The organism is Hydrogenovibrio sp. SC-1 (assembly GCF_002848135.1).
Lineage (GTDB): Bacteria > Pseudomonadota > Gammaproteobacteria > Thiomicrospirales > Thiomicrospiraceae > Hydrogenovibrio.
Genome location: NZ_PKGB01000003.1, coordinates 24680 through 37416, shown reverse-complemented (window position 1 = coordinate 37416; position 12737 = coordinate 24680). Strand labels below are relative to the sequence as shown.

Genomic DNA, 12737 nt, shown 5'->3' with positions numbered 1-12737 from the left:
TTTCATCTTAATCAATTTGTAATGAATTTCAATGAAATTAATAGGATATTTTTGCATTTTTCGCGCACTTTAGCATCACACTTAAAGTGCATGGTACTGACGCGATTGAAACTTCTCTGCTTCGGGCATTGCGACTAATCGCCCTTTTAGAGAGTTGGTATAGGCGTCGGTGATTTCCACATCGACAAATTGTCCGATCAACTCTGGAGAACCTGGAAAATTAACAACACGATTATTTTCCGTTCGTCCCGAGACCTCATCCACCTCATTGCGTGATAGTCGCTCGACCAATACTCGTTGAACTGTCCCTATCATGGCTTCACTAATTGCCGCTGTTTGGTCATTCAACATTGCCTGCAACGCTGTCAACCGACGTTTTTTCATTTCCAATGAAACATCATCTGGCAAACTAGCAGCAGGCGTACCGGGACGCGGACTGTAAATAAAGCTAAATGAACGATCATAATTCAATGCTTCAACAAGTGCTAAGGTCTGCTTGAAGTCATCACAGGTTTCGCCAGGAAAACCAATAATAAAATCCCCTGACAAACTTAAATTCGGTCGAATGGCTCGAATTTTACGAATAGTCGATTTATATTCAATCGCCATGTGATTGCGTTTCATCATTGCCAACACTCGATCCGAACCTGATTGAATCGGCAGATGTAGATGTGAAACAAGTTCAGGTACTTCCGCATAGCAATCAATTAACTCTTGCGTCATTTCATTCGGGTGGGACGTCGTAAAACGAATTCGATCAATGCCTTCTACTGCACTCACATGATGAATCAACAGCGCTAAATCGGCAATATCGCCATCAGCCATTACCCCTCGATAGGCATTCACATTCTGCCCAAGCAAATTAACTTCTCTAACCCCTTGTTCTGCCAAACTCTCAATTTCAGCCATGACATCGGCAAAAGGACGACTAAACTCCTCACCGCGCGTATAGGGCACCACACAAAAAGTACAATATTTGGAACAGCCTTCCATCACCGAAACAAAGGCAGAAACACCATTCGATTCAGGGGCGGCCAAGTTATCAAACTTCTCAATTTCCGGAAAAGAGATATCAATAATCGCGTGTTTTTTGAGCTTCTTATTTGCTTGTGTCTGCTCACGCAAGCTTAAAGCTTCTATCATCATAGCAGGCAAACGATGCAAGGTTTGAGGGCCAAAGATCACATCCACAACCGGCGCACGTTTACGAATTACGTCACCCTCTTGTGAAGCGACGCAGCCGCCAACCGCAATCACCCGGTTTGGCGCTTGTTGCTTCCACTTTTTCCAGCGCCCTAATTCATCAAACACTTTTTCTTGGGCCTTTTCACGCACTGAACAGGTATTTAAAATTAAAACATCAGCCTTATCTGCTTCATTGACCATTTCCAAGCCGAAGGTTTGTTTCAGCAGTTTTGCCATCCGATCTGAATCATACTCATTCATTTGGCATCCGTAAGTTTTAATAAACACGCCTCCAGTAAAGGGAGAATCAGTTTGGATGTTCTTGTGTTCAGCCGACATAGATTAATAACCTTAAAGAAACAGAAGTAATTGAAACAATAAAAATTTTAGGGACGGAATTCTACCATAATCCACTCTCAAAACACCAAAAACAAAAAAACCGCCAGTTGGCGGTTTTTAAACAACTTAAAATCACTTTTTATAACTTATAACACAAATCATAAGTCGTGGTGCCATCAACCGTATAAGTCGTTGCAGCATTGTCAGACTGAATTGACCCCGTACTTGGATTACCATTATCATTTTGACGATCAACGACATCCGCTGCTTCTCCAGGAACTCCCATAAAACATAGGTTATTGCCTTGAGCATTGGTATAAGCATCTTCATCTAATTCAATGGTTCCGCCATAAGAATGCGTCGGAAAAGTGGTTCCTTCACCTTTCAACAATCCCGCATCACGCAAGTGTTCAAAAAATGCATCACTTTCAGCATCCTCCAGCTCTCCATTGCCATTTCCTTGGGTTGAAGCTGCTGTGGCGATAGCTGTAGAATCATCATCCCCTGGCAAAACACCATACCGATCTTGATAGGTCAACATAGCCGCAATAATGCCTTGAGCATCATTATGAATATTTTTTGTTTTTGCACTAGCAATTAATTCTTGTCCTTTTAACACACCACCAAGTAACAGGCCAATAATAACCAGGACTATAGCTATTTCAACCAGTGTAAACCCTTTCTGACTCGAAGTTTTCATAACATCTCTCCATTAATTTTTGTAATGAGATGGATATAGTATAGCGATTCTTAATAACAAATAAAAAGAAGAAATTATTAATAATTTATTTTACATAACCTGGACTGAAGATTACCTGTATTTTAGGGCAAATCTTGATCCGTCCCATCATTAAAACGAATCCGTTCAAACCCGTTCAAATAAGCAATTTGGCCCGAAGCACCCCATTCCGCTGGGGTTTTATTGACATAAATGACATCTGTATTGGGCCCACCTTCAATGGCATGATTTAAATCCCCATCCACTCGCAGCTGATCGTTGCCCGAACCTAAATCAATTGCACCTAATACATTTCCCGCCACATATACAAAGTCATCCCCACTACTAGCGGTAATAGATCCAGATGCCGTTAAATCCCCCATAAGGGTCAAAAAGTCGTTGCCTGGACCCAAGGTAATAGTTGATTTAGCATCACCAGTAATATACAAATTATCGATACCCGACCCGACCACCACTGATGCATTCTGATCCCCCTCTACCGTCAAGTCATTATCACCATTATTTAAATCCAAAGGTGCATTTAAACTCCCCTCAATTTTAACCGAATCATCACGATTCCCGCTGAGTGGTGTGTATTGACTGGCATCATTATAATCACCAATAATGGTGGTGTCTGGGTTAGTAGGGACAGGTGGTGGCGTGACCAATGAGTTATCTTCTGAACCGTTATTGCCAGACCCGACCGAATTCAAAGCAGTTGAATCATTTTTGAGCAATTCTTGTTTAATTTCATAACCAGAAATCCCCAAAAGTTGGTCATCAAAATAGTTTTGTGCGTTTTTAGTCAAAAAATAATCCCAATAGAGCAAATCCGTATCGCAATTTTCAGCTTCTCTAACTGATAGTCCCGAGCAACCTGCAGCCAGTTGACGTCCATTCGCATTATATGCAACTAATAAAATGGATAATCCATCTGCTAAATATTGACTACTAATGGCACCCGATGTACAGGCCGTGGCAGAAGGATGACAAATGGTAAAATTGCCTGAGCCCAAATTCCCTACTAAGGGCGGCGTTGTTAACTTAAAAGCTGGCAAAGCACCATCAATGCTACAGCCTAAATTACAAAAATAACTGGCTGAATGCCCTACGTCTTGCATATTTGCAAGCGTTGTCGTGCCTTGATTTACTGCATAACGAATAGCGACCCCGTAACTATCTTGAACATCCGCTAAACTCAAGCCTAAATCTTGGAATGGCACCCCCCCATAACTTGCACTACAGGCGTTATTCGTTCTGTTTTCAACTCCATCTGCATTCGTGTCTGGACAAGGTAGATATCGATTTACCAACTCAAATGCCAATAAAGATTTTTTAATTTGCGCTAACGTCTTTTGTGAGTCGGAGGACTTAACGACATCCCTTTGACCACTAAGCGACAGCATTAGCCCTGCACTGATAATACCAATAATAGCCATGACGACTGCCAACTCAACCAATGAAAAACCTCTTTGACGCTTTACCATTTAAAACCCTCTCACATCAATCATTGCTTGCTTAACATCATGCAAGGTTATCCAAGCCAGATAGTCATCTAAATAATCAGAGGTATCAATTTGAAAGACCCCCGCCGAGTCATTATCACAATTTTGACGTTCAGGACTGGCGGTTGACGTAGCCTGTTCACAATCAAGCCATGTTTGAGTTCCATTGCTGCCAAAAGAAACCACCATCACCACGATAGCATTCTCAAATTCGGCACCTTGCTCATTAAGCACTAACATGTTTTTGTAACCGTCCGCATTTTCAGCGCCCTTGGGTGGCGTATGAAGACTAAAATAGGGCGGCGAATCGTTTTGCCTGACATCGGTATTGTATTCACATGATCCGCTGCAGACATCCCCACACTTATCACAATAAAATACACCGTTTTTTTCACACATAGCTGATGAATCCGGTCTAACTCTAGCACCTGAATATCCAAAAATGCTTGCGGTTTCACACAAGTCATTTATTCGTTGGCTTTGCTCAGTGCGCGGATTCACCCTGTAATAAAAAGGGGAGCCCCAAGCGTCTTTATCACTGACCGATAACGATTGATAGGGCAATGTCCCCTGTCGAGACTGACAAACAGACACCCCCATACTGATTCTTCTATCTTCTAAACCATCGGAGTTCGTATCTGGACAGGGTAGATAGCGATTCACCTTAAGATAACTCATCAACCCCATTTTAATTTGAGCCATTTGTTCTTTCGTTTCTTCAGCTTTGGTTAACTGTCTAAATACCCCGTTTAACGTAAGTGCTCCCGTGGTCAAGATACCAATCAGCAACAGCGCTAAAGATATTTCTACCAACGTAACCCCTTGCTGTTTGCTATCAGACATCACGGACACCCACCCATAAAGGCACGCCAATCGGAACCGGCTGGATTATCAATTTCATTGTAGGCATTAAACCAAAAAGCCTCAGACGAGTCGATTGCTTCTAAACGCGCTTTTTGAGAACAGACTCGATTAAGCATTTCAGCTTGCCATTCCTGAAACGAAATACCGATAATGGTGTCATTAATTCCCAAATTATTTTTAGCCTGACTGAAAAAAAACCGATCACCATCGGCATTGCCATTAATTTCATTTCCAGAGTCATCAAAACGCTTATCTAAATAATCTACTATTCGAACTACGGCATCGCCAGCTTGCGATCGATCCTGCACTGTCCCATCCTGCATCGTAATGGGCTCACCAGGAGCAATGATTAAAGCAACATAACCTTCTCGACCATTTAAATTCAAACGTCCTTGCGGCAGAGTATCCGGATTGAGCGGAGCAAATCGTCCAGTCGAACCATTGTGATACAAATTATTCCCATTCGCAAAACGTTCATCTAAAACATAATAAAACTGTTTAGGCACAGCCCCGCCAAAGAAAATATTTCGGGTTCTAAAATCGGTCGGTAAAAAACCCACCACAAATCCCGTCGTGTCATCTCCAGATACGGTTGGATTACCGCAACTGGTTTCCGCTGCTAACACTTCTCCATCTCCATCTAGATCCACACAAGGTAAATAGCCAGGAGCTGGAATAGTATCCAAGGTTTTTAGTGCATAACCCGTTCCGCCTGTTGGGTCACTTTCGTATAGCTCTGGCTGAAAAATAGCATAACGTAAAAGCTGTTCTCTAATTTTCAAGGTGTTCGCAATATCACGTTCGGCCAGTTTGGCTTTCTGATGAAACATTAGATTCTCACCAAAACCACCAAAATAAGCAGTGGCACCAATGACCATAATAACCACCAATACCATCATAATAAAACCAGATTGTTGCTTATGCACGTGTTAAGCCCTTTCTAAAATCATTCTTAGATTATACGCCAAAGCACCTCAGATTAAAGGCATCCTAAATCCTATAAAAATTAACCACCTAAACACTAGACAAAAAAAAACGGGCGCAAGGCCCGTTAATATTTGAGGAAAGAAAATAAGAAAAAGTATTAGCTTACGTTACTGCTCTATTTAGATAGGTAGAGCATAGGTAACTTGAATCATAGGGTTTTCAGCACCCTTCACACCATCACCTTGCGCTTTACTCAAGGTAAATGACAAGCTATCTGTTGCTGCATAACTCACATTGAAGTCGGTATAGTCGCTGCCAGACGCTTTAAATTTGTACATACCAGCGTGAAGACCAAACTTACCAACACTGTAATCAATAGAAGTATACATATCGGACACTTCTTCAGTATACAAGAAGAAGGTTGCTGATAAATCTTTGAAAGATAAACCAACGATATATTCACTTAAAAAACTGGCATCCGAGTTTACGAATTCTTTACCGTTAACATCTGGATACAAATAAGCAGCATAACCAATGTCATAACCAAAATCACCCATTCCACCAGCAAAACCACCATACAAGTCAAACTCAGTACTACCTGCAGCACCTTCTGAAGAGGTCCAAGTACCAACATAGAACCCTGAATCCGCAGCATAATCAATACCACCAAAAACAGCTGGGGATGGACTACTAATGTTTTGTCCACGCCACAAGTACATATTAGAAACCGCGGCATTATAAGAAACTTCACCGGCATGTGTCGTAGCTGGCGCAAAAGTTAAAGCGGCTGAAGAAACAATTGCCATAGAAGCAAGTAGTTTTTTGATAGAATTAGTTTTTTTCATTTTGGATCTCCAAATTTAGTGTCTATTAATTTAAAACTCGCTATGCCTATAGAGATTTCCATGCCATAAAATTTAAACAATATATAAATCAATAAGTTAATCAAAAAAAACCAAAAACAAACTTGCTATAGAAAAAACTAATGCACCATTTTAAACTACAGTGCACCAAATTTTAATCGTGATGATGCTCATCATCTCCATATTTTTCTTCATCATCATCTCCTTTGATTTTTACTTCAGGGACAGTGCCTGTAACAGAATACTGCTGAACATATTTTACAACTGTATCATCCTGCGTAGTCTGGACGGTTGACATATAAGTATCATCCGCTTCTTCATCATCCCCAAATGCATGGCCACTTAACACAAAATCATCATCCGTGACCTTATCCACATACTCATAAATTTGTTTTGCCAAGGCGGGCGGCATCAACGTTTGATAATCCACACCAGTCAAATTATATTGCTGCTGATATTTTTCAAGCATCAATTTCACCATAAACATCAAAGATTCATCGGTAATTTGAGGCTCAACCTTATTTTTATCACCATTTTCTTTCGCCAATTCCTGCTGATACTCATAGTCCACCTGAGCCGCCATTTGATCCCAGGCATCACGCGAAATTTTAATATTGATATCATCTTGCGAATATACAGTCGTATCAGATGGCTTGACAATCTGAGACATCACTTCTGTTAACACATTGTTATACATGGCCAACATCCTGGCACCTGATAACAAGTATTTATTGGTGGCCGGGTTAGCATCTAACGAAGTGACGTCTTCACGATCTTCCATACCAACCAATTTTTGCACAATCAAGTCAGCTTCAGCAGCACTATAACCATGATTACGAATTAACAGAACATCCAAAGTCGTCAAAGGAGTAATATTCTTATAAGTACTCTCAGCCAAAAGGGTTGCGGCATAGTACTGACCAGTTGCTTTATCGACCCCACCTTTTGCAACCAAATCATAGTCTGTCTCGGTAATCCCACTTTGGTTCAAATCATAAAAACCAGTTGCATCTGTTCGAACAGACGGCTCATCCACTTCATGAACTCCATTTTTATTCAAATCCGCAAATACAAAGGCATCAGTAATATACCAATCAACCACTGCACCACTTAATTGTACAGTCTTGGTAGGCGTCGTTGTTCCACCATCAGTTGCTGGGGCAGAAGAAGAGCCGCCGCCACACCCTGCTAAAGCACCTAGAATTGAAACAATCATTACTTTTTTCATCATATCGACTACACCTTCTTTGTTTTGCCCAATCCGTCTAAATAAGCCCGCTACAAAAAACACTCTACTCCATGATCCTTTCAAAATATAAAGCACTCACTTTAGTGCTCATATTCATCTTTATCATCATCACCCTCTATACGAATCGTCGGAACTAATCCCGTGACAGATGCATTTTGAATGATCAAAGCTATGGTTTGATCTTGGGCATCCTGAACATCACCCATATAAACACGATCCCCTTCATCATCGTCTCCGAATATATGGGTAGATAATGACAACTCTGATGTCGAGGATTTCACAAAGCCATGAATCGTCTCTGCTAAAGCATCTGACATTAATACAGTTACACCAACCTCGGTCTCAACACCATATTCGGCTAACAAATACTGGATTGTCTTCTGCAACGTTGAGGGCTTAATGGTTGCAAACACCCCTGGGGTATATTCTTCTGCAACTCGTCTGGCAAGTTGCTCCCAAGCCGATCTGGATAATTTTATTTTAAGTTCTGCCTCAGTAAAGCCCTCTGAAGGCTTAACTACCTGAGACAGCACCTCGGTCAAGGCATTATTGTACATAGCGAACATTCTGGATCCTGCCAACAAGTGCTTGTTAGTTGCAGGGTTAGCATCCAAAGGCACCGAATCATCCGGCTCAGTCGGATCATCCATTCCCGTTAATTGCCGCACAATCAAATCTGCGACCATTGGATGCGTGCCCTTGCGGACAATTAAAGCATCCATGGTTGTAACAGGCGTAATATTGTCATAATGACCTTCCGCTATCAATGTCGCTGCATAATATTGAGAAGTTGAAGTATCGATGCCACCTTTTGAAATCAAGTAATAGGGCCGATCTGAGGTAACATGCAATTGATAGCCACCACCAGAACCACTTCGCGTTGAAGGCTCCGTTTCAGGTTGATAAACACCGTCATCATTCAAGTCAGCAAAAATCAATGCATCTTGAATATACCAATCAACCACGACACCCGTCATTTGCACGGTCGGCGCAGAGCCACCGCCTCCGCCGCAGCCTGCAAGCATTCCTACCAAGATTGCACCCAACCACGTTTTCCTGTTCATTAACAACGTTCACCCCTCTCATTCGTATAAAGACTGTTCTGCATCATTAGAATAACGCGGCAAGCTTAACCAAGTCTTAACAAAGAAATTACCCTACCAAATAAACGTCTCAGATTTTTCAACTCAAAAAAAAACCCCGCATAGCGGGGTTTTTCAGTTTTAAACTCGCCTAAGCAAGTATTATATTAAAACTTATGGATTAAACCAATTGAGTATTTGGTAATGCTGTCAGCTGTACCGCTACCAACTTTACTATTCGCACCCATTTCTTTATCAAAACTACCGAAATCAACATAAGCAGTGGTTTTCTTGCCTAACTTGTAATCCATACCGACTACAACTACAGAACCTGTGTTGCCAGAATTTTTATCTTCTGAGTTGGTTGCATATTTAATCTTAGGCATGAATTGACCCATGTGATAACCAACGTTAGCGGTAATGTTTGAGCCTTCTTTACCAGCGCCATCATATGTTTGGTACATAGCGTTAGCAACCAATCCAGCAACACTATATTGTGCTGAAACACGTGTAAAGGTTGCAGAAGCACGAGTTACAACACCTGCAGCATCCTTTAACTCACCGAAGGAATTCACACCTGCTGATAGGAAAAGCCCTTTTTTCTTTGAACCATAGATCGCTGCAAATGAAGTCGTGTCAGTTAAAGAAGAATCTTTGGCAGCACCAGTCGCACCTTCATCAGGAACAAAAGCACCGATGATTTTAACCCCACCTAAATCAGGAGAAACATAGGCTAAAACATTTGAAAGACGATCTTCACCATGCGCCATAACGCTGGTCATGGCATTGTTATCAAAAACACCATCATTGAATAAATCTGAAGCTTGCGACATCTTAACAGGCGTATCATGACGACCCATTAAAACGGTACCGAAACCACCTGCTAGACCCAAGTATTGGTTACGATTTTTTAAAGTGCTACTAGCATCCATTTGAACTTCAAATTCATATTTATAAACCGCTTTTAAACCAGGAGTTAAATCTGCAGCACCTTTAACACCAACACGTGATGCAACACTGTCAACAGTTAAACCCGTATCAGCACCTTTAGCATTACTTTGAATAGCAGAGTTTACTTTACCATAAACAGTTGGAGCATCAGCAAAAGCAGCAGGAGCTGCAACAGCAGAAGCGATAGCTAGCGCAATCATATTCTTTTTCATAGTCTTCTTCCTATTTGTAATCAGTAATATTTTACTTAATTAAGTGTTCACTTAAATTGTGAACTTGAATGACACTATATAAACTTTGTTAATGGGTAGCAAGTCTTTTCACTTTATTTACAACAAAATTCTTTTCCGTTGCATTTATACAACACCTTTGTCATATAAATTTCATACACCCAAGTTGTTTGACATTTTTTTGTCATATTAATTCTGAGCTGTGTAGCGTCAACACCCTTCAATTGGGCAATAGACTTGGCTATCAAATTTTCTTACCACTCAAACTAGAATTTTTAATGATTAATAAGCTATGATTTTTACAAACTTCCCCCTATAATAAATCCCACATTTAGTAAATCGAACAAACAATTTTACTACATATGGTAGTTTAAGCACTTCAACCCCCAAGGGTTAACAGTCAAATTTCAAGGCTTTCTCTATAAGTCTTTTTTAACCAACTGAAAACATTAAAGATAACGGCCTATGTCAACTGAAACCATGAATATTGCCAAGCGAAATGGCAAAACCGAACCGCTTGATTTAGAAAAAATCCATCGTGTCATCACCTGGGCTGCGGAGGGGTTAGAAAATGTCTCTGTATCTGAAGTAGAACTGAAGTCTCATATACAATTTTATGACGGCATGAAAACGGCCGACATTCATGAAACCATTATCAAGTCAGCCGCTGACCTTATTTCAGAAAGCGCGCCAGACTACCAACACCTTGCGGCACGCCTGGCCATCTTTCATTTGCGCAAGAAAGCCTTTGATCGCTTTACACCACCAGCTTTATTCGAGCATATTAATAAAATGGTTCGAAGCAACCTATATGACGCCCAAATACTAAGCGACTACACTAAGGCTGAGATTGACGAACTAGACAATTACATCCAGCATGAACGCGATATGAACTTTAGCTATGCTGCCGTCAAACAACTCGAAGGCAAATACCTGGTACAAAATAGGGTGACAGGAAAAATCTTTGAGAGCCCACAATTTATTTATATGCTTATTCCCATGAGTTTGTTTGCACATTATCCAAATAATGCAACATCTGGACAAACACGACTCGATTATGTCAAACGGTTTTATGATGCGGCATCAACCTTCAAATTATCATTGCCCACTCCGATTATGTCTGGCGTTCGAACGCCTACACGTCAATTCAGCTCTTGCGTCTTAATTGAGTGTGGCGATTCTTTAGATTCCATTAATGCGACTGCTTCTTCTATTGTTAAATATGTCTCGCAACGTGCGGGGATTGGTGTCAATGTTGGGCGCATTAGGGCGCTAGGTTCAGAAATACGCGGCGGTGAAGCTTATCATACTGGCATGATACCGTTTATTAAACACTTTCAAACAGCTGTCAAATCCTGCTCCCAGGGCGGGGTTCGTGGCGGTGCAGCAACCTTGTTTTACCCAATATGGCATTTGGAAGTTGAATCTCTTGTGGTTCTAAAAAACAACAGGGGAGTTGAAGAAAACCGTGCACGCCACCTAGATTATGGCGTTCAAATCAACAAACTTATGTATCAACGCATGATTGAGGGCGGAGATATCACGCTATTTAGCCCTTCAGACGTCCCCGGACTCTATGATGCGTTTTTTGAGGACCAGGATGAATTCGAGCGGCTTTATAAAATTTACGAAGCTGATTCCAGCATTCGCCAAAAGAAAATCAAAGCGGTCGAGCTATTTACCCAAGTGGCACAGGAAAGGGCTCAAACGGGTCGAATTTATATTCAAAACGTTGACCACTCCAACACCCACAGTGCATTTGATCCAAAACAGGCCCCCATCCACCAATCTAACTTATGCTTAGAGATCACACTACCAACGCAATCACTTGAATCGGTCGAAGATCCAAATGGCGAAATTGCACTTTGCACCTTATCAGCCTTTAATTTGGGGGCTTTAAAAGACCTCAACGAACTTGAGGATCTTGCAGACTTGATCGTTAGAGCGTTAGACAGTTTACTTGACTATCAGGACTATCCAGTCGAAGCCGCCAAGCGTGCAAGCATGGGCCGAAGAACCTTGGGAATTGGTGTCACCAACCTCGCATACTATCTCGCCAAAAATCATGTTAAATATTCTGATGGAACTGCTAACAACACCATACACAAAGCGTTCGAAGCCATCCAGTATTACTTACTCAAAGCATCTTCAAACCTTGCCAAAGAATTTGGTCCCTGTCCACAATTTAGTGAGACCAAGTATGCTCAAGGTATTTTGCCGATTGACACCTACAAAAAGGAACTGGATGAATTTTGTAGCGAGCCACTTCATTACGACTGGGAAGCCTTACGTACTGAGATTCAAACCCATGGTTTACGCAACTCCACTTTAACAGCCCTAATGCCTTGTGAAACTTCCTCACAAATCACCAACTCCACCAATGGCATCGAGCCGCCCCGTGGTTATGTATCAGTTAAAGCCTCAAAAGACGGCATCTTAAAACAAGTTGTGCCAGGCTTTAAGAAGTATCGCGACCAGTATGAACTTCTATGGCAAATTCCTGACAACAAAGGCTATTTACAATTGGTAGGTATTATGCAGAAATTTGTTGACCAAGCCATTTCAGCAAATACCAACTATGATCCAGCCCGGTTCAATGAAGGACGCGTTCCCATTAAACTCATCCTTCAAGATTTACTGTATGCTTACAAAATGGGGCTTAAGACACTGTATTACCACAACACTCGAGACGGTGCAGATGACTCTCATGAAGATGATGGCTGTGCTGGCGGGGCTTGCAAACTCTAGGACTATACAATAGCGCATCCTATTAAGCTATCCTAAACCCGCTTTGCGGGTTTTTTAATAATTAATCTCACTTAAA

The 12737-nt window shown here is 41.4% G+C and carries 10 protein-coding genes; 1 reads left to right on the top strand and 9 read right to left on the bottom strand.

The window, feature by feature from the left end:
• Positions 1-81 precede the first annotated feature (81 nt).
• The 9 genes from miaB to CYQ88_RS02210 form a co-directional block, all read right to left on the bottom strand.
• Positions 82-1524, bottom strand: coding sequence for a tRNA (N6-isopentenyl adenosine(37)-C2)-methylthiotransferase MiaB (miaB, locus tag CYQ88_RS02250; RefSeq protein WP_101839725.1), 1443 nt, complete (start codon positions 1522-1524; stop codon positions 82-84).
• 139 nt (positions 1525-1663) lie between these two features.
• Complete coding sequence (locus CYQ88_RS02245) at positions 1664-2224, bottom strand: prepilin-type N-terminal cleavage/methylation domain-containing protein (RefSeq protein ID WP_101839724.1); 561 nt, start codon at positions 2222-2224, stop codon at positions 1664-1666.
• A 122-nt stretch (positions 2225-2346) separates the two neighbouring features.
• A complete protein-coding gene (locus tag CYQ88_RS02240; protein WP_101839723.1) occupies positions 2347-3729 on the bottom strand; it encodes a type II secretion system protein in 1383 nt (460 codons plus the stop codon).
• Positions 3730-4590, bottom strand: coding sequence for a type II secretion system protein (locus CYQ88_RS02235; RefSeq protein WP_101839722.1), 861 nt, complete (start codon positions 4588-4590; stop codon positions 3730-3732).
• On the bottom strand, positions 4590-5537 hold the full coding sequence (locus CYQ88_RS02230) for a hypothetical protein (protein WP_101839721.1): 948 nt from the start codon (positions 5535-5537) through the stop codon (positions 4590-4592). Before CYQ88_RS02230 ends, CYQ88_RS02235 begins: the two co-directional genes overlap by 1 nt.
• Positions 5538-5717: 180 nt before the next feature.
• Positions 5718-6383 carry a TorF family putative porin gene (locus CYQ88_RS02225; protein ID WP_101839720.1) on the bottom strand — a complete coding sequence of 222 codons (666 nt, stop codon included), beginning with the start codon at positions 6381-6383 and terminating at the stop codon, positions 5718-5720.
• A 172-nt stretch (positions 6384-6555) separates the two neighbouring features.
• Entirely contained in the window at positions 6556-7692 is a 1137-nt protein-coding gene (locus CYQ88_RS02220; RefSeq protein ID WP_101839719.1) for a hypothetical protein, read from the bottom strand.
• Positions 7693-7730: 38 nt separating this feature from the next.
• A complete protein-coding gene (locus tag CYQ88_RS02215) occupies positions 7731-8714 on the bottom strand; it encodes a hypothetical protein (RefSeq protein WP_101839718.1) in 984 nt (327 codons plus the stop codon).
• A gap of 185 nt (positions 8715-8899) precedes the next feature.
• The gene (locus tag CYQ88_RS02210) at positions 8900-9895 is read right to left on the bottom strand and encodes a porin (protein ID WP_101839717.1); all 996 of its coding nucleotides are present in this window, start codon (positions 9893-9895) and stop codon (positions 8900-8902) included.
• A gap of 483 nt (positions 9896-10378) precedes the next feature.
• Between CYQ88_RS02210 and nrdA the strand changes: the two genes are divergently transcribed.
• Positions 10379-12661, top strand: coding sequence for a class 1a ribonucleoside-diphosphate reductase subunit alpha (gene nrdA, locus CYQ88_RS02205; protein WP_101839716.1), 2283 nt, complete (start codon positions 10379-10381; stop codon positions 12659-12661).
• Positions 12662-12737: the final 76 nt, after the last annotated feature.

Bases quoted from the DNA above. Each gene is read 5' to 3' on its own strand.
- CYQ88_RS02210 (WP_101839717.1), bottom strand. From the start codon at position 9,895: ATGAAAAAGAATATGATTGCGCTAGCTATCGCTTCTGCTGTTGCAGCT.
- CYQ88_RS02225 (WP_101839720.1), bottom strand. From the start codon at position 6,383: ATGAAAAAAACTAATTCTATCAAAAAACTACTTGCTTCTATGGCAATT.
- miaB (WP_101839725.1), bottom strand. From the start codon at position 1,524: ATGTCGGCTGAACACAAGAACATCCAAACTGATTCTCCCTTTACTGGA.
- nrdA (WP_101839716.1), top strand. From the start codon at position 10,379: ATGTCAACTGAAACCATGAATATTGCCAAGCGAAATGGCAAAACCGAA.
- CYQ88_RS02240 (WP_101839723.1), bottom strand. From the start codon at position 3,729: ATGGTAAAGCGTCAAAGAGGTTTTTCATTGGTTGAGTTGGCAGTCGTC.
- CYQ88_RS02235 (WP_101839722.1), bottom strand. From the start codon at position 4,590: ATGTCTGATAGCAAACAGCAAGGGGTTACGTTGGTAGAAATATCTTTA.
- CYQ88_RS02245 (WP_101839724.1), bottom strand. From the start codon at position 2,224: ATGAAAACTTCGAGTCAGAAAGGGTTTACACTGGTTGAAATAGCTATA.
- CYQ88_RS02215 (WP_101839718.1), bottom strand. From the start codon at position 8,714: ATGAACAGGAAAACGTGGTTGGGTGCAATCTTGGTAGGAATGCTTGCA.